The organism is Deinococcus deserti VCD115 (assembly GCF_000020685.1).
GTDB classification, from domain to species: Bacteria; Deinococcota; Deinococci; order Deinococcales; family Deinococcaceae; genus Deinococcus; species Deinococcus deserti.
Map to the genome: position 1 here is coordinate 1809146 of NC_012526.1, position 16933 is coordinate 1826078.

Consider the following 16933-nt stretch of genomic DNA (forward strand, 5'->3'; position numbering starts at 1 on the left):
AACGAGCGTTTGTTAGACTGTGGGTACAGATGACCCAGCCTGACACCCGCGCTCCGGCGCCCTCTACTCCTGGTTCTGATGCCTGGACCGACGCTCTGGCACGCCTGCAGGCGGATCAGGCGCGTGTCCGCCTGGGGGGTGGCCCCAAAGCACAGCAACGCCAGCACGACAAGAACCGTCTGACTGCCCGCGAACGCATCGCCCGGCTCGTGGATTCTGAAGCCCCTTTCGACGAACTGATGACTTTCGCCGGCTACGGCATGTATGAGGACGTCGGTGGCTGCCCCAGCGGCGGCACGGTGACAGGCATCGGCCTCATCGCCGGGCGGCCCTGGATGATTATTGCCAACGACGCCACCGTGAAAGCCGGGGCCTTCTTTCCGATCACAGCCAAGAAGGTGATCCGGGCGCAGACCATCGCCCTGGAAAATCACCTGCCGGTGGTGTACCTCGTTGATTCCGCCGGCGTCTACCTGCCGATGCAGGATGAGATCTTCCCCGACCAGGATGACTTCGGGCGCGTGTTCTACCTGAATGCCCGTATGAGTGCCAAAGGCATTCCGCAGATCGCGGCAATCATGGGCAACTGCGTGGCCGGGGGAGCCTACCTGCCGGTGATGTGCGACACGCTGATCATGACCGAGGGCTCGGGCCTGTATCTGGCTGGCCCGGCGCTGGTCAAGGCTGCCATCGGTCAGGTCGTGGACAGTGAAGATCTGGGGGGAGCGGGCATGCACGCCAGCATCGCCGGCACCGTGGATTACAAGGAGCCGGACGACGACGCGGCGCTTGAGCGGGTGCGCGCCCTGGCCGATCTGTATGCGCAGGGTGAGGTGGCGCCCTGGGCCCGCAGGCGAAGCGAGGTGCGTGACGCTCCTGCCCGCGACCTGACGAACCTCGTGGGCTTCGACGGCAGCAAAACCTACGACGTGCGCGAGCTGATCACCTCCATTACTGACGCGGGCGAGTTCCACGAGTTCAAGGCCGAGTACGGCGAAACGCTGGTGTGCGGCTTTGCGCGTGTCGGCGGCTACCCGGTGGCGTTCGTGGCCAACCAGCGCACCGTGATCAAGAAGAAGCTCAAGGCCGGAGGCGAACCAGGGCTGCGCACCCGAATCGAGGTCGGGGGGGTCATTTACGGTGACAGCGCTGACAAGGCCGCGCGCTTCATCCTCGACGCCAACCAGGCCGGCGTTCCGCTGGTGTTCCTGTCGGACGTGACCGGCTTCATGGTCGGCCGTGACAGCGAGCAGGAAGGCATCATCCGGCGCGGCGCCAAACTGGTGAACGCCGTGAGCAACAGCGTGGTTCCCAAGATCACCGTCATCACCGGCGGGTCTTTCGGTGCAGGCAACTACGCCATGAACGGCAAGGCCTACGGCCCCCGTTTCCTGTTCGCCTGGCCCAGTGCCAAGTACGCGGTCATGAGCGGCAACGCGGCGGCCAAGACCCTGCTCGACATTCAGCTCGCGGCCCTGAAACGCAGCGGTCACGAGCCGGACGACGAGGAATTGCAGCGCCTTTACGACGAAGTTAAGGCCAAATACGACACTGAACTCGACCCCCGCTACGCCGCCGCCCGCCTGTGGGTGGACGAGATCATCGAGCCCAATGACACCCGCGAGCGCCTGATTCGCGCCCTGGAAGCCTGCGCTCAGAACCCCGAACAGGAAGCCCTGCGCGTGGGCGTGTTCCAGGTCTGACCGCTTTTCCTGTTCCCACCAGCCCACCAATCTCCCGGAGGATTCACCATGACCAGCACCCTTGACCGTCCCACCAGCACCTTTGTCAATCCCTTGAACGACGACCAGCGCACCATTATCGGCGCCCTGAAAAGCTTCCTGAAAAACAAGGTGGAGCCTGGCGCTGCCGAGCGCGACCAGACCAGTGAGTTCCCGTTCGAGATCGTGCGTGAACTCGGGGAGATGGGCATCATGGGTGCACAGACGCCCGAACAGTACGGCGGCTCCGGGCTTGACACCGCCACCTTCGCCATGATCATTGAGGAAATCGCGGCGGTCGACGGCAGCCTGTGCCTGACGGTCGCCTCGCACAACAGCCTGTGCCAGGGCCACATTCTGATCGGGGGCACCGAAGCGCAGAAGGCCAAGTTCCTGCCTGATCTGGCCAGCGCGAAAAAACTCGGCGCCTGGGGCCTGACCGAGCCCGGCAGCGGTTCGGACAGCGGCGGCATGCAGTCGCGCGCCGTGGAGCAGCCCGACGGCAGCTGGATTCTGAACGGTTCCAAGAACTTCATCACGCAGGGCAGCGTGGGCGGGACCTACGTGGTGCTGGCCCGCACCGACGCCGCGCGCGAAGGGAAAGGCAAGAACGACGGCATCAGCGCGTTCGTGTTCAACCGCGACGAGGTGCAGGGTTTCTCTATCGGCCGCAAGGAAGACAAACTGGGCCTGCGCAGCAGCGACACCGCGCAGCTGATCTTCGAGGACATCCACCTGCCGGCCGACGCCCTGCTGGGCGAGCGCGGCAACGCCTTCAAGGACGTCATGAAGGTGCTTGACGGCGGCCGTGTGGGCATCGCCGCCATGGGCCTGGGACTGGGACGCGCCGCGTTCGAATACGCCGCGAAGTACACCATGACCCGCGAGCAGTTCGGGAAACCCATCGGCCACAACCAGAACCTGGCCTTCCGCCTTGCCGACATGGACACCAAACTTGAAGCTGCCCGGCTGCTGATCCGCAAGGCTGCCGACCTGAAAGACGCGGGCCAGAACTTCACGGTGCCCGTCGCACGTGCCAAGCTGTTTGCCACCACAGTGGGCGTCGAGGCCTGCGACGAAGCCATTCAGATGCTCGGTGGCTACGGCTACATCAAGGAGTACCCCGTCGAGCGCTTCTGGCGCGATAACCGGCTGACCCGCATCGGCGAGGGCACTGACGAGGTGCAGCGCCTCGTGATCAGCCGCGACGTGCTCAAGCGCTTTGCCGATTGAAAACTGAAAGTGTTTCGGGGGCGTGCCTGCGGGCACGCCTTTTTTCGTCCTGGCGCGCTGGCCTCCCCCACCGGGTAACACCCCGCGCCTTCTATAACCGCTGTAGCATGCCCTAGAGATGTCCCTCAACTGGCGTGATCTGACCTCCAGCCGCCGCGCGCGCTGGCCCATCGTGCAGGGAGCCGTTGCCCGGCCACGCCTGCGGGCCCTGCTGACCCAGGCGCGGGTGCTGTTGGTGGTGGCCCCGGCAGGGTTTGGAAAAACCACCGCCCTGGCAGCCGGCGCGCCTGGCCTGGGCGGCCCGGGTGCCTGGCTGACCCTGGACGCCGACGACGCCGACCCTCAGGTGTTGGCCGGTGGGCTGGCCCTGGCTGTGGAGGACCTCCCGGGCGGTGCAGGTGCGGCAGCTCTGCTGGATGCCGGAGCCTCACCACGGCGGGTGGCCGCCCGGGTAGCCGACGTGCTGGACGCCTGTGGAGCCCTGCTGGTCCTGGACGAGGCGCAGCATCTGACCGGCTCGCTGGCAAGCGACGTGCTGCGGGAACTGGTTTCCGGTGGGGCGGGACGGGTGGCGCTGCTTTCGCGTGTGCCGCTGACACTGCCGGATCTGACCCGTCTGGAGACGCAGGGCGACGTGCAGCACCTGTCAGCCACCGACCTGGCCTTTACCGCCGACGAGGTCGGTGAATTGCTCTGTACCCTGAATGTGCCCGCGACAGGCGCAGATGTCCGGCTGGCGCACGCGGTGACCGAAGGCTGGCCCATTGCCGTGCGCTTCCTGGCCCAGGCCGCCGCCCAGGGCCGTGTTCACCTGCGTCAGCTGGCCGATCTGGATGGAGGTGAGGCTCAGCTGGGTACCCTGTTCACGTATCTGGCACAGGAGGTCATAGGGCCGCTGGACCCAGAGCTGCGTGTCCTGCTAACCCGCTCCAGCGTCTTTGAAGAGCTGACTCCTGAGCTGCTGGAGGCTGTACTGAACCAGCCGCAGGCCCGTGAACTGCTTGATGCACTGGCAGGAAGCGGCATCTTTCTGACCCGCGTGGGCGATGAGGGGTACCGGGCCCATCCCCTGCTGCGGGCCCATCTGCGCGCCGGACTGCCGGCCGCCGAGGTCAGAACTCTGTCTGCCCGAGGCGCGGCCTATTTCGAGGCCACCGGGCGCCCACGCCGGGCCATGGCGGCCCACCTGCTCTCCGGAAACGCACAACGGGCCGCGCAGCTGCTTTCGGCCTACGGGAGGGTGTGGCTGCGGATAGGGCGGGTCACCCTGATCGAGCGCAGCCTGGGCCGGCTGCCGAAAGAGGCCTGGACTCCTGATCTGCATGCGCTGGCCGGAGACGCCCTGCGCCTCTCGTCGCGTTATGGGGAGGCGCTGGCCGCCTATGCCCAGGCCGCACCGCTGGAACGTGCCCTGGGTGAAGTCCAGGTGGCCCTCGACACGGTTCAGCCCGACCTGGCCTGGGAAGCGCTGGATATTGCCGAGCAGCTGGCTCCAGCAGAACAGCGCGACACGGTCCGGCGCCTGCGCGCTGAGAACCTGCTGAATGCCGGCCAGCTGGCCGAAGCGGTCAAGCTTTCGCCGTCTCTGGCTGGCGGGGTGCGCTACGCGCTGCGTTCGGGTGACCTCTCACGCGCCCTGACACTGGCCCTGGAAGCTGCCCGGGGTGAGGCGGGCGGTGCCCGGGCCGCACAGAACCACCGTGAGGGGCTGCTGCTGGCCAGCTTCCTGCATGCCCTTCTGGGTGAGCCGGATCTGGCCATCCGCCGCGCCCGGGAGGGACTGGCCGAAGGAGCCAGGCTGGAAAGCCCCTTTGTGCAGGCCCTGGCCCTGGCGAGGCTTGGTCACGCGCTGGTCGCAGCTGGACAGACCGAGCAGGCCCGGCAGGCCTACGAGGACGCCCGCGTCCTGGCCCGGGGAGTTGCAGGGCGCCTACAGGTTGAGCCCCTGATGGGTCTGAGCTACCTGGCCGGCCTGTCCGGGGACGTAGGCCGGGCCGCGTCTCTGCGCGCCGAAGCCGTGATGCCTACTGCCGGAGACAGCTATATGCAGGCGCTGCTGCACCTGACGTCCGCGCTGGGCACCTTGCATGCCGAACTGAGCAGCGCCGTGGACCTCACGGAGGCCCGAGCTGCTTTTATGACCTGCGGAGACCGCTTCGGGCTGGCGGCCGTTGCGCTGGCGGCATTTGCCGCCGGTCAGGGAGATGCGGCGCCGGCAGCTGCCGCAGCCGCGCAGTTTCCATTCCTGCTCGCGCGGCGCACTCTGCTCTCTCCATATCCCGACCGCGCCCGCCGCGCAGCCCTGCTGGCCCGGCTGGTCGCGGCAGTGCCGGATACCGCAGGCGCGCTGCGTGCCGCCGCCCGCGATCTGGGGTATCCGGACGTGCCGTCCCCCACCGACGCCCCGGGCTTCGAGGTACATGTGCAGGTGCTGGACCGGCTCGCCGTCACGCGAGGTGACGACCCCAGGCCGCGTGACTGGGGCCGCGCCAAGGCCCGTGATCTCCTGGCGCTGCTGGCTGTACACGAAGACGGACTGGCCCGTGACACCGCGCAGGAGACGCTGTTTCCTGAGGCGGACCCGGGCGTGGGCGAACGCAATTTCCGTGTCACGCTGCATGCCCTGGGACAGGTTCTTGAAGAAGGCGCGCCCAGCGGCGCTTTTCTGGAGCGTGGCGAATGGCTGCGGCTGCGCAGGGGACCAGATCTGCACATTGACCTGCATTCAGCGCGGGCCCTGCTGGCCCAGGCTACAGGCACCCCGGGACGCCTTGACGCGCTGCTGCGGCTGCCTGCGCAAGTCGCTGACACCGAACTGGCGGTCGTGCAGCAGGAGGCCGAACGCTACGCCGCTCGGCTTCCCGAAGCACTCAGCGCCGAGGCCATATGTGCCCTGGAACTGGGCCACCCGGACCGAGCCGCAAAAGCAGCCGAGCGCGCCCTGAGCCTGGACCCCGCCCATGAGCCGGCTGCCCGTGTGCTGATGCGCGTGTGCCACCTGCGGGGAGGGGCCTCGGCACTCCGGCGCGTCTACGCCAATCTGCGGGCTTCTCTCTGCGAAATGGGCCTGGAGCCGCTGCCAGACACCTCGGCGCTGTACCGCGCGCTGGGCGGCACCCTGTAATACACCAGCAGTGACGTACCACCATGCCGGTCAGTAACCAGCGTGTCACGCTCCACTTCTAGACTCTGCACATGACATCTGAGGGCACGACATCACACGAGGGAAGAGCTGCTCTGGTAACCGGCGGCACCAGTGGCATCGGACTGGCCATTGCACAGCGGTTTCAGCAGGACGGCATGCGAGTGGCGGTGCTGGACCTCGACCGTCCACAGTCCCGAGAAGTGGCTGAAACACACGGACTTATCTTTATTGCCGCTGACCTTACCCGGCGTGAGGACTGCCGGGCAGCCATAACAAAGGCTGTTCAAGTCCTGGGCGGCCTGGATGTGCTGGTCAACAATGCCGGCTTCCAGCACATTGACCCGGTGGCCGACTTTCCCGAGGACACCTGGGACGCCATGATTCACGTGATGCTGACGGCGCCGTTTCTGCTTTCCAAGTATGCATGGCCCTACCTGACCCGCAGCGGGCAGGGACGAATCATCAATGTGGCCAGCATTCACGGGCACGTGGCCAGTCCCTTCAAGAGTGCCTATATCAGTGCCAAGCACGGCGTCATTGGTTTCACACGAACCGCAGCCCTGGAAGCGGGCGAACAGGGCCTGACCGTCAACGCCATCTGCCCAGGCTACGTGCGCACACCACTGGTAGAGGGGCAGATCGCCGATCAGGCCCGCACCCGCGGCATCAGTGCTGAGGAAGTGGAGCAGAAGGTCATGCTGGAGCCCGCCGCAATCAAGCGCCTGCTTGACCCTGCTGACGTGGCTGCACTGGCAAGCTACGTCGCCAGTCCAGCAGCCTGGGGCATGACTGGAGCGGTGCTGGACCTGGACCTGGGCTGGACCGCCCGATAGAGACAAAAAGTACTCCGGGCGGTCTTTCTTTGTAACATGCAGAGAAAGACCGCCCGGCCCTATATTTCAGCGCGGCTGACTGCTCAGCACGATCACGTAGGCGGTTCCCCGTGCGCCCTGAATAATGCTGGCCCCCGCGTGGGTATAGCGGCCTTCGGTCATCCAGTAACAGTGCACGGGGCTGTTCAGCCACCACTGCATTGCCGCTTCCGGGTTGACGCCACGCCCCATGAAAATAATTTCCGTGACGCTCACGGCATTCACACCCGTACTGGCAGCGCGGATCTTGGGCGTCGTTCCCCCCGCCCCCGTGTGAGAAATACTGCCGGAACTGCCCATATGCACTGCCTGAATTCGGGCGGCCTGCGCGTGCTGACCGCTTTGCACCAAGCCGCCCGCCACTGGACGCCGCCCATTCCCCGGACAGTTCACGCCCTGCGTCCGGACCTCGTTAAGGCGGGAAAGCAGCGTAGCTTCGGCGGTGGATTGCGCCTTCACGGGAGAAGACAACAGCATGGCCCCAGCCATGACAGTACCCAGGACTCCTCGTAATTTCATGTGCTGTTCATCCTAGCTCAAGCGACCCTTGAAAAATATGAAAAATCGGACGCCCGACCACAATCGCCGGGCGTCCTTTGCAGGTCAGATCAATTGTCGAGCAGACCGCTGCGGCGCAGCAGGGCTTCCGCGTCGGGATCACGACCCATGAAATCGCGGTACAGCTGAGCAGGATCGTCACTGTTGCCGCGCGACAAAATGGTGTCCACGTAGGCACGCCCGGTCTCGCGATTGAAAATTCCCTCCTTGGCGAAGCGGCTGAAGGCGTCAGCGTCCAGCACCTCAGCCCATTTGTAGCTGTAATACCCCGCGCCGTAGCCGACAGGGCTGCTGAACAGATGGCCGAACTGAGCGACCTGCGCATAGTTCTCCGGCAGCGGATAAGCCGTAAAGGTTCCCATGATCTCGCGGGCCACGGTGATGGGATCAGCCTCGCCGTACGGGTCATATTCGACGTGCAGGGTCAGGTCGGTCAGGCCGAAGGAGTACTGGCGCATGGCCGTGTTCGCGGCGCGGTAGTTCTGCGCCGCGCGCAGACGGTCATAGAGATCCTGCGGCAGCTTCTCGCCGGTCTCGTAGTGTGCGGCGAACAGGTCCAGGGCCTCGCGTTCCATAACCCAGTTCTCCATGATCTGGCTGGGCAGTTCCACAAAGTCCCAGGGCACCTGGGTGCCGCTGAGGCTGCGCACCGGGACCCGGCTCATGGCGTGATGCAGCAGGTGACCGAACTCGTGGAACACGGTTTCCACTTCGCGCACCGACAGCAGGCTGGGCGTGTCCCCACTGGGAGCCGTCATGTTGCCGCACATCAGGCCCAGGTGCGGCTCGACCCCGTTCTCCCGCGGGCCACCGGTCACAAAGGCGTTCATCCAGGCGCCGGCGCGCTTGCTGTCACGCGGAAACCAGTCGGTGTAGAAGCTGGCAATGTGTACACCCGCCTCGTCATGGATGTCGTAATACTGCACTTCGGGGTGCCAGCTGGGCGCCTGAGCCTCGGTCACGGTGATGCCGAAGACCCGGCGGCAGATTTCGAACAGGCCCGAGAGCACGCGCGGCATGGGAAAATACGGGCGCAGCGCTTCTTCGTCGAAGTCGTACTTCTCCTGACGCTGCTTTTCAGCCCAGTAAAGCCCGTCCCAAGGCTGCAGGTCAGGAGCCTCGGCTCCGGCACGAGCCCGGTAGAAGGCCTCCAGCTCCGCGTTTTCGCGCTCGTATGCAGGGCGGGTCCGGGCGTCAAGGTCGCGCTCGAACTTCAGGGCATTCTCGCCGCTGCCAGCCATCCGGTCTTCAAGAACGTAGTCGGCGAAGTTGCGGAAGCCCAGCAGCTGCGCCTGCTCGCGGCGCAACTGCAGAATCTCGCGCACCAGCGGGCGGTTGTCACGGCCCTCCTGCTGGCCGACCATCAGCTGAGCTTCCCACAGTTCACGGCGCAGGTCCCGGTCGTCAGCGTAGGTCATCACCGGGGTCACGACCGGCTGGTGCAGGGTCAGGCGGTGGCCTTCCGCGCCCCTGCTCTCGGCGTCGCGCCGGGTGGCGTCCAGAACACGCTGCGGCACACCAGCCAGACGCTCGGAGGGCACGTACAGTTCGTAAGCTGACGTTGATTCCAGCACATTCTTGGAATAGGTATTGGTGATCTGGGCCAGCCGGGTGTTGACCTCGAGCAGGCGGGACTTCTTGTCTTCCGGCAGGTCAGCGCCCTGACGACGGAATTCATCAATGGTCAGCTTCAGAAGCCGCGCCCGGACCGGGTCCAGAGCGCGGGCCTGCTCGGAGTCGGCAAAGGTTTTCAGTGCCTGCCACAACCCAGGGTGCAGGCTCAGCTGGGTATAAAACTCGCTGGTCTTGGGGATGATTGCCTCGACCGCCGCCTTCCATTCATCACTGCTCATGACGCTGTTGAGGTGCCGCACGATGGTGTTGACCGTGTCAAGCTGCTCAGTGAGCGTATCGAGGTCCAGCATGAAGTTCTCGAAGTTCCGTTCAGCAGCTCCTGCCAGGGCTTCGAGCTTCCGACTGGTCACCTCCAGCAGCGTGTCCACCGCCTCTTCAGCGTGCTCAGGACGGATCTGATCAAAGGGAATCCGGAAACCTACATTAAGCAGCGGGTTGCCACCCGGTACAGTTGCGTGAGTCATCCCTGCGAGTATAGGCGCGTCGGCTCAGGCCTTCCTACGCCGCCTGGCGCATTTCACCAGGACGCGCTCTGTGCTTTTCTGCGCCATGCAAGTACTGCCCCCTGCTGACCTTGCCGGCATCACGTTTCAGGCAGCCACGCCCACCGACCTTCCGCGCATCGCAGCATTTCTGAGCCGCGCTCATCCGGATTCTCCAGTCGGGACGGCCGACCTGGAACGCGCCGACAGCTTCCGCCTGCCGGGTGAGGTGTTCCGGCGCACGCTCGCTCTGCGCGGGTCGGAACTGGTAGGTATGGCTGAGGTCAGTGTGCCTCGCTCTGAGAACTACCCCGGCTGGCTGGTGCTGGAGGTGGCCGCGCTGCCCCACGAGGCTGCAGGTGATCTTCCGGGCGTCCTGCTGAGGCTGGCAGAAGAATACGCAGTGAGCCAGGGCGGCACCACGCTGCTGGCCCGCGTGAAGGAACACTGGCCGGAGCGGGCACTGTACGAGAGGGCCGGTTACAGCGAACACGACCGACTTTGGCCCAGCACGCTGGATCTGCGGACGCTCGACTTCGAGGCCTTCGCAGCCGAAGTAGCCCAGGCGGCAGCCACGGGTGTGCGCCTCGTGCCACTGAGCGACTTTGGACCTCTGGATGAGCCTTTGCAGCGCCGGCTGTACGCCCTGATTGCCGCTCTGCTGCGGGACGTGCCCAGCGCCACACCAATCAAGGTGTGGCCTTTTGAACTGTGGCAGCAGCGCTACGTGCCCACGCTGAAGCATCCGGAAGGGCTGTTTCTGGCCGTCGCACCGGACGGTCAATGGGTGGGAATCAGTGAACTTCATATGCCCATTCCTCAGCGGCCTGGCACCCTTCACAACGGCCTCACTGGCGTACTTCCGGACTGGCGCGGTCAGCGGCTGGCCCTGGCGTTGAAGCTGGCTGCGGCGCGCGCCGCGCTTTCAAGGGGATTTACGCAATCGCGGACCAGCAATCACAGCATCAACCGGCCAATGCTGGCGATCAACGAGCGGCTGGGTTTTGTGCGGGAAGCGGCGATGGTGACGGTGAAGAAGGATGTTTGAAGGGGGGTGGGTGCTTGTAGTGCCGGCTTTACCCCGCCCCCCAGCCCCCTACTCCAGACTCGAAGAGCTGCGAAGCAGAGGGGCAGGGGGAGCTTACGTTGCACTGGGCAAGAGGTTTGACTGGAGCCGAGGCGCTGCCTTGTTCGTTGACGTGTCCGGCTCTGACGCCATCTTTCTATCCACCTGGAAGAGCCCGCGCGCTGCGCGCACGACGGCTTCGGAGGCTGAACCGTGAAGGGGTAAGGTAGGAAGTCAAAAGGAAAGGAACTGTTTTTTCTTTTTGAGTAGAACCTTTCTGCGTGCACCAAAATGCCCTGCCCCAATAGCTTCTTAGAAACCCAGGCCGTCGTGCGCGCAGCGCGCGGGCCATTGCGCGATCTCGGAGCATGGCGCCAAGGCAGGAACGCTAAAAGGAATAAGCAACCCCACCACCCTCCCTCTCACCTTGCCCAGTGCAAAGTAAGCTCCCCCTACCCCAAAGGGGCAGGGGGCTGGGGGGCGGGGCAATCCAGCAACAACCAAAAGAAAACCCCAGGTTTCAGCCCCTCAAGTTCTCCAATAACATCGCGTCCCCCAGGGAATAAAACCGGTACCCTTCAGAGAGCGCCGCATCGTACGCCGCCCTGATCCGTTCTTCGCCAGCAAACGCCGCCACCAGCAAAAGCAGCGTGCTTCCCGGCAGATGCAGATTGGTAATCAACAGATCCGGAACATTCACAGGCCTGCCCGGTGTAATGAAGATCCGGGTCTCCCCTTCACCTGCGCGCACCGCATTCCCGTCCCAGGCACTTTCCAGGGTGCGCACCGTGGTCGTTCCTACAGCCACCACCCGGCGGCCCTCCCGGCGCGCCCGGTTGATGGCGTCCGCTGCCTGATCACTCACCATGTAACGTTCGGCATGCATCACATGATCCGCAACAGAACCGGTGATGGGTTTGAAGGTACCGGCGCCCACGTGGAGGGTGACACTGACCCGCTCGACGCCACGGGCGTCCAGGCGTGACAGCAGCTCAGGCGTGAAGTGCAGACCGGCCGTTGGCGCCGCGACGCTGCCGGGTTCCCGGGCGTACACGGTCTGGTAGCGCTCGCGCCAGACTTCGTCGCTGCTTCCGGCATCTATGTAGGGCGGGAGGGGAAGTCGTCCGATCTCATCCAGGTGGGGCTTGATGTCGTACCCGAAGCGCAGGAGGCGGGCCCCGTCTTCAAGCTGACCCACCACTTCAGCCCGGTGCTCGCCGAGCCATAATTCATTGCCAGCCCGGCGCGCGGGTTTAAGGTATGCGCTCCAGACGTGCGGTCCAAGGTCCAGCGTCTCTTCCTCGCGCAGCAGCAGCACTTCCACCTGGCCGCCACCCAGACCATTGACCAGCGGCTTGCGGGCCATCACGCGCGCCGGGATCACACGCGACTCGTTGAACACAAGCAGGTCGCCGGGCTGCAAAAGCTCCGGCAATTCGTGGAAAACCCGGTGAGCCAGGGTCTCCCCGACCACCATCAGGCGGGAACTGTCGCGCGGTTCGGCGCCGGTCTGCGCGATCCGGTTGTCGGGCAGGTCGAAGTTCAGTCGCGCGAGGGCCGCGTCAGCTGAGTCAGGCGTCATCGCCGCCCTGTTTCGGGGTGTTGGGGACGGGGGTGTTGGGAACGGGTTTGACCCGGGCAGGCATCAGGGCACCTTCGAGGTCCGGCAGATGCATAAAGCGGTCAGCAGCGTCGATCAGCTTCTGAGCCGTGTGCTCGCGAAAGGCGATGACCTCCACGCGCTTGCCCCGCTCCTGCAGGACTTCCACAATTTCGGTGTAGTCGCCGTCGCCACTGCCCAGCACCACAATGTCGAGGTGGTCCATCAGCCGCACCATATCGGCCACGATGCCCATGTCCCAGTTGCCCTCGTAGATGGCTTTGCCGCCGTCAGTGACGTGGTGCAGGGTCAGGTTCATGCGCCGCACCTTGTAGCCCAGCGCCGAAAGCTTGTAGATGAACGGCCGCGCGGTGGCCTCGCCTTCCCGCTCCACGGTGTAGCTGATGGCGTGAACCAGTTCACGGCCTTCGGTGGCGACATTCAGGATGGTCTCGAAGTTGACGGTGCGCTCCAGGAGGTCCCGGGCGGAGTGATAGAGGTTCTGCGTGTCTACAAAAAGGCCCACGCGCGGGCGTTGCACGACGTATTGCATTGAGGTTCTCCTGTTGGGCTGATCCGAAAGAGGGTGGGGCACAGTACGGCCGGGCAAAAAAGAAGAGTCGCAATCAGAACGGTGCTCACACCGGAGCACTGGCAGACCGGAGTCTTCGGAAACAAGTGTACGGTCACGCCAGAGAAGGTCAAGGGCGGGAAGTGACTGGGCGTGTAAAAGCAGGTAACTCAAACAACCCGCCCTGCCGGGCGGCTGAGGCGCGCTACGCTGATCACCATGACCAGTGACGCTCTGACCCAGGCCCGCGCCGCGTACGACGACTTCAAGGCCCGTGGCCTGAAGCTCAACATGCAGCGTGGCCAGCCCAGCGACGCCGACTTTGACCTCAGCAACGGCTTGATCACCGCGCTGGGCGAGACCGACACGCATATGGACGGCCTGGATCTGCGCAACTATCCCGGTGGCGTGGCCGGGCTGCCCAGCGCCCGCGCCCTGTTTGCCCAGTACCTGGACGTCAAGGCTGAGAACGTCATCGTATGGAACAACAGCAGCCTGGAATTGCAGGGAATGGTGCTGACCTTTGCCCTGCTGCATGGCCGGCGCGGCAGCGACCAGCCGTGGGGGCGCCTGAGTGACGGCGCGAAGCCGAAGATCATCGTGACCCTGCCTGGCTATGACCGCCACTTTCTGCTGCTGCAGACCCTGGGCTTCGATCTGCTGACCGTGGACATGCAGCCCGACGGCCCGGATATCGACGCCATCGAGCGCCTTGCCGCCGCCGACGCCACCGTCAAGGGCGTGCTGTTCGTACCGACGTACAGCAATCCTGGCGGCGAGAGCATCAGCGCTGAAAAAGCCCGCCGGCTGGCGGCGATCCAGGCCATGGCACCTGACTTCACGATCTTCGCCGACGACGCCTACCGGGTGCATCACCTCTCGGACGACCAGCAGGACACCCCGGTCAACTTCGTGGCCCTGAGCCGTGACGCCGGGTTTCCGGACCGCGCCTTTGTGTTTGCCAGCACCAGCAAGGTCACCTTTGCCAGCGGCGGCCTGGGTTTCGTGGCCAGCAGCGAGGACAACATCCGCTGGCTGAGCAAGTACCTCAATGCCCAGAGCATCGGTCCCAACAAGATCGAGCAGGCCCGGCATGTCAAATTCCTGCAGGCGTACCCGGATGGCCTTGAAGGCCTGATGCGGGATCACGGACGCCTCATCGCCCCGAAATTCAAGGCTGTGGACGAGACCCTGCGCACGGAACTGGGCGACAGTGGCGAATATGCCACCTGGACCTCGCCGCGTGGGGGCTACTTCATCAGCCTGGACACGGCCGCTCCGGTTGCAGACCGGGTCGTGGAGCTTGCCGAGGCCGCCGGGGTCAGCCTGACACCCGCCGGGGCCACCTACCCTGCGGGGCAGGATCCTCACAACCGCAACATCCGGATCGCCCCGACCCGGCCTCCACTTGACGAGGTCTATACCGCTATGCAGGGCGTGGCAGCCTGCATTCGGCTGGCCACCGAGGAGTACCGCGCTGCAAAGCGCTAAATCTGCAACCAGTGAATGTTGAAATGTATTACACTGCCGCCCAGTTTATATGCCTACCCGTTATGCAGGTCTCCCCGAGGAACGCGCCGCCCTGGACGCCTATATCAAGCTGTGGCGTGCCGCTCACGCCGTGGAGGTCAGCGCCAACCGTCACCTGAGCACGGATGGCCTGACGGTCAGCCAGTTCGGCGTCATGGAAGCGCTCTACCACCTGGGACCGCTCAGCCAGCGGGCACTGGCCGACAAGATTCTGCGCTCCAGCGGCAACCTCACGATGGTGATCGACAACCTGGAGCGCGACGGCCTGGTGCGCCGCGAACGCGACGAAAAAGACCGCCGGGTCATGAAGGTCTCGCTGACAGCTGAGGGACACGCTCTGATCGAGCGGGTGTTGCCACGCCATGTGGAAGGGATCCGTCAGGTGTTCGAAGTTCTGAGTCCTGAAGAAATGGCGCTGCTCACCGCGCTGACCCGTAAATTGGGGCTGGCTTCACAGCCTGACTCCCAGCGGTCCGCGCAGCAACGCCGGCGGTCCTGATTAACTTTTCACTGTTTTCAGTGGAAGAGAACATGCCGGAAGGGTGTGAGGACGGTCTCTGATAAGGAGAGACCTGCACAGCGTTTCGGCAAGCTGTTCCATATCCATCAGCGCACCTTGCCGGCCAGCACCAGGGGCTCGGCATTCGGACCCTCGAATCCGGGGGTATAGGCACGAACTACTGCCACCACCCGGTTCCCCTGCACGTCCAGGCGTTCCAGAGCGTAGCTGGCTGCGCACTGACGGTCCACTGGCAGTTGCCGGTCCTGATAGAGGAGCTGACCGTTGATCCGCAGAGCTATACCGGCAGCCCGGCCGCCTTCGGGCCACAACTCCTGATAGGGGCATCTGGACGGCAGAGCAAAGGAACGAAGCTCCACGGGGACCGGCCGCGACCACAACCGGGCCTGTGCCGTCTGGCTCTGACCTGCACGAACACCTTCAGACCAGACCGGAGCCAGAACCGGAAATACCCGGCGGTACACTGGTCTGGAGGTCCGGCCGGGCCAGAGTCCGAAACGCTTGAGCGCTGCACTGTGCTGGCCGGTCAGGGAGGCCACGGTTTGGGCCACACTGGCGTGGTCCGATCGGCGCTGGGCCCGTAATACCGTGGTACCGCCGTTCGTCTCCAGAACCTGGAGTTCAGCAGCACTAAAGCCACTTCCGTCCAGGCTGCCTGCCGTCACCACGAGCACATGGGTGCCCGGCACATTGAACGCCACCCGCTGGACTTCCAGACGGTTTCCAGCCGCCGCACGCGGAAGCAGCATCAACAACAGTAGAGGCAAGAACCAGCGCATGACCGGTGCCGTTACTTGAATTTCACTGTGGCCAGCACCTTACTGAACAGTGCACTGGCCTGGGCGTATCGGGCAGGTGAATCGGTCAGCTGGAACGAATACAGATTCTTGGCTCCGTTGCCGTACCACACCCGCATCTGGACCTTGCCCTTGGGGTGTGAAAGCAAATATTCCCGTTCCAATCCACCGACACCGCCGTACTTCACCTCACGACTGGCGGTCTGTTTGAGTGTCATGCCGCCGCCCTTGATCCCGCCTTCAAATTTCTGGAACTCCTGCTGAGGCGTAACGGCCATACCTCCCTTATTGACAAAGAGCAGCCGCATCAGCGTTGCCGGAGGTTTCTGGCCCGACACCAGGCTGACCCCACTGGCTCCGTCCTCAAATTTCACCCCAAGCCAGCCTTTGGGCAGACTGACCGTAAAAGGCAATTTGGCGTCCTTGAAGGGGGTCAGCGTCTGGGCGCTGGCCGACATGGTCAGAAGCAGGGCAGGGAAAAAAAGTCGGCAGGCTCTCATGGTCCGCACCGTACCAGCCGAATGTGAGGATCATCCGCAGCGCCCCAGTGTTCCGGGGATCAGCCGTCAGTTTCCGGGAGCGTCTGGTCCCACCAGGCCGGGACGGGGCCACAGGCGCAGGTTGGCTGGTCCCGCCGAATCCCGCAGATGCACCATTCCATAGGCGCGGCTGTCCAGACTCGCACCAAGCTGGCGGTTGTCTCCCAGCACCCAGACCTTCCCGGGAGGCACTTTCACAGAGGGTTGGTCATTCATAAAGCCCTCGCTGGCGTAGGGGTCAACCGCCTCCCGGCCATTGACCACCAGCGTGTTGTCTTCAATAGCCACCGTATCACCGGGAAGCGCCATCACACGTTTGATGTTGTAGGGCCGGTGGCGGACGCCCCAGAGCGTCTCATAGCTGTAGGGACTGTCAGCCGGTCCTTTAAAGATCAGGACGTCACCCCGCCTCGGATACGGCGTGGGCAGTCCCCAGGCCTGCATCCAGCGGGGATACTTCAGCAGCACCAGCAGGTCACCGTGCTGCAGCGTGTCCTGCATGCTCTGGCCATCTACACGCGCCAGCGTGCCCACAAAGGTGGTGAGCAGATACACGGGAAGCAGCGCACCCAGAATCCAGGTCCGCCAGGCAGTCCGCAGCTCTTGACTGAAACCCTGCTGCGCAGGCTGAGAGGCTGGAGGCTGAACCGGCACGGCAGGCAGG

The 16933-nt window shown here is 64.4% G+C and carries 14 protein-coding genes; 7 read left to right on the top strand and 7 right to left on the bottom strand.

The annotated features are described in order from the left end of the window. Window positions 1-29: 29 nt before the first annotated feature. The 4 genes from DEIDE_RS08595 (at window position 30) to DEIDE_RS08610 (ending at window position 6932) form a co-directional block, all read left to right on the top strand. Complete coding sequence (locus DEIDE_RS08595; protein WP_012693566.1) at window positions 30-1703, top strand: acyl-CoA carboxylase subunit beta; 1674 nt, start codon at window positions 30-32, stop codon at window positions 1701-1703. 48 nt (window positions 1704-1751) lie between these two features. Then, the gene (locus DEIDE_RS08600; RefSeq protein ID WP_012693567.1) at window positions 1752-2954 is read left to right on the top strand and encodes an acyl-CoA dehydrogenase family protein; all 1203 of its coding nucleotides are present in this window, start codon (window positions 1752-1754) and stop codon (window positions 2952-2954) included. A gap of 118 nt (window positions 2955-3072) precedes the next feature. Next, the gene (locus tag DEIDE_RS08605; RefSeq protein ID WP_012693568.1) at window positions 3073-6078 is read left to right on the top strand and encodes an AfsR/SARP family transcriptional regulator; all 3006 of its coding nucleotides are present in this window, start codon (window positions 3073-3075) and stop codon (window positions 6076-6078) included. 71 nt (window positions 6079-6149) lie between these two features. Then, entirely contained in the window at window positions 6150-6932 is a 783-nt protein-coding gene (locus DEIDE_RS08610; RefSeq protein WP_012693569.1) for a 3-hydroxybutyrate dehydrogenase, read from the top strand. 66 nt (window positions 6933-6998) lie between these two features. On the opposite strand, the gene DEIDE_RS08615 is transcribed toward DEIDE_RS08610, so the two are convergent. Together DEIDE_RS08615 and DEIDE_RS08620 are read right to left on the bottom strand one after the other, a co-directional pair. Then, window positions 6999-7490 carry a CAP domain-containing protein gene (locus tag DEIDE_RS08615; protein ID WP_012693570.1) on the bottom strand — a complete coding sequence of 164 codons (492 nt, stop codon included), beginning with the start codon at window positions 7488-7490 and terminating at the stop codon, window positions 6999-7001. Between the two features lie 89 nt (window positions 7491-7579). Next, window positions 7580-9628, bottom strand: a complete 2049-nt coding sequence (locus tag DEIDE_RS08620) for a M3 family metallopeptidase (RefSeq protein ID WP_012693571.1) — start codon at window positions 9626-9628, stop codon at window positions 7580-7582. 85 nt (window positions 9629-9713) lie between these two features. On the opposite strand from DEIDE_RS08620, the gene DEIDE_RS08625 reads away from it, so the two are divergent. Further along, window positions 9714-10694, top strand: coding sequence for a GNAT family N-acetyltransferase (locus tag DEIDE_RS08625; RefSeq protein WP_041227188.1), 981 nt, complete (start codon window positions 9714-9716; stop codon window positions 10692-10694). A gap of 538 nt (window positions 10695-11232) precedes the next feature. Here DEIDE_RS08625 and queA read toward each other — a convergent pair. Then, window positions 11233-12294, bottom strand: coding sequence for a tRNA preQ1(34) S-adenosylmethionine ribosyltransferase-isomerase QueA (queA, locus tag DEIDE_RS08630; protein WP_012693573.1), 1062 nt, complete (start codon window positions 12292-12294; stop codon window positions 11233-11235). Then, window positions 12284-12865, bottom strand: a complete 582-nt coding sequence (locus tag DEIDE_RS08635; protein WP_012693574.1) for a LabA-like NYN domain-containing protein — start codon at window positions 12863-12865, stop codon at window positions 12284-12286. Before DEIDE_RS08635 ends, queA begins: the two co-directional genes overlap by 11 nt. A gap of 237 nt (window positions 12866-13102) precedes the next feature. Here DEIDE_RS08635 and DEIDE_RS08640 point away from each other — a divergent pair, with 237 nt between their 5' ends. Further along, a complete protein-coding gene (locus tag DEIDE_RS08640; protein ID WP_012693575.1) occupies window positions 13103-14374 on the top strand; it encodes an aspartate aminotransferase type Ic in 1272 nt (423 codons plus the stop codon). Between the two features lie 49 nt (window positions 14375-14423). Beyond that, window positions 14424-14912, top strand: coding sequence for a MarR family winged helix-turn-helix transcriptional regulator (locus DEIDE_RS08645; RefSeq protein WP_012693576.1), 489 nt, complete (start codon window positions 14424-14426; stop codon window positions 14910-14912). Window positions 14913-15019: 107 nt separating this feature from the next. On the opposite strand, the gene DEIDE_RS08650 is transcribed toward DEIDE_RS08645, so the two are convergent. The 3 genes from DEIDE_RS08650 to lepB all read right to left on the bottom strand — a co-directional run bounded on the left by DEIDE_RS08650 (window position 15020) and on the right by lepB (window position 16923). Beyond that, window positions 15020-15682 carry a DUF2259 domain-containing protein gene (locus DEIDE_RS08650; RefSeq protein WP_242402895.1) on the bottom strand — a complete coding sequence of 221 codons (663 nt, stop codon included), beginning with the start codon at window positions 15680-15682 and terminating at the stop codon, window positions 15020-15022. A gap of 41 nt (window positions 15683-15723) precedes the next feature. Continuing rightward, window positions 15724-16230, bottom strand: a complete 507-nt coding sequence (locus DEIDE_RS08655) for a hypothetical protein (RefSeq protein ID WP_012693578.1) — start codon at window positions 16228-16230, stop codon at window positions 15724-15726. A 66-nt stretch (window positions 16231-16296) separates the two neighbouring features. Continuing rightward, window positions 16297-16923 carry a signal peptidase I gene (gene lepB, locus DEIDE_RS08660; RefSeq protein WP_012693579.1) on the bottom strand — a complete coding sequence of 209 codons (627 nt, stop codon included), beginning with the start codon at window positions 16921-16923 and terminating at the stop codon, window positions 16297-16299. Between the last annotated feature and the right edge of the window lie 10 nt (window positions 16924-16933).

What these genes read in the sequence shown, in the direction of transcription:
- DEIDE_RS08595 (WP_012693566.1), top strand. Translation starts at nt 30, where the DNA reads ATGACCCAGCCTGACACCCGCGCTCCGGCGCCCTCTACTCCTGGTTCT.
- DEIDE_RS08600 (WP_012693567.1), top strand. Translation starts at nt 1,752, where the DNA reads ATGACCAGCACCCTTGACCGTCCCACCAGCACCTTTGTCAATCCCTTG.
- DEIDE_RS08605 (WP_012693568.1), top strand. Translation starts at nt 3,073, where the DNA reads ATGTCCCTCAACTGGCGTGATCTGACCTCCAGCCGCCGCGCGCGCTGG.
- DEIDE_RS08610 (WP_012693569.1), top strand. Translation starts at nt 6,150, where the DNA reads ATGACATCTGAGGGCACGACATCACACGAGGGAAGAGCTGCTCTGGTA.
- DEIDE_RS08615 (WP_012693570.1), bottom strand. Translation starts at nt 7,490, where the DNA reads ATGAAATTACGAGGAGTCCTGGGTACTGTCATGGCTGGGGCCATGCTG.
- DEIDE_RS08620 (WP_012693571.1), bottom strand. Translation starts at nt 9,628, where the DNA reads ATGACTCACGCAACTGTACCGGGTGGCAACCCGCTGCTTAATGTAGGT.
- DEIDE_RS08625 (WP_041227188.1), top strand. Translation starts at nt 9,714, where the DNA reads ATGCAAGTACTGCCCCCTGCTGACCTTGCCGGCATCACGTTTCAGGCA.
- queA (WP_012693573.1), bottom strand. Translation starts at nt 12,294, where the DNA reads ATGACGCCTGACTCAGCTGACGCGGCCCTCGCGCGACTGAACTTCGAC.
- DEIDE_RS08635 (WP_012693574.1), bottom strand. Translation starts at nt 12,865, where the DNA reads ATGCAATACGTCGTGCAACGCCCGCGCGTGGGCCTTTTTGTAGACACG.
- DEIDE_RS08640 (WP_012693575.1), top strand. Translation starts at nt 13,103, where the DNA reads ATGACCAGTGACGCTCTGACCCAGGCCCGCGCCGCGTACGACGACTTC.
- DEIDE_RS08645 (WP_012693576.1), top strand. Translation starts at nt 14,424, where the DNA reads ATGCCTACCCGTTATGCAGGTCTCCCCGAGGAACGCGCCGCCCTGGAC.
- DEIDE_RS08650 (WP_242402895.1), bottom strand. Translation starts at nt 15,682, where the DNA reads ATGCTGCTTCCGCGTGCGGCGGCTGGAAACCGTCTGGAAGTCCAGCGG.
- DEIDE_RS08655 (WP_012693578.1), bottom strand. Translation starts at nt 16,230, where the DNA reads ATGAGAGCCTGCCGACTTTTTTTCCCTGCCCTGCTTCTGACCATGTCG.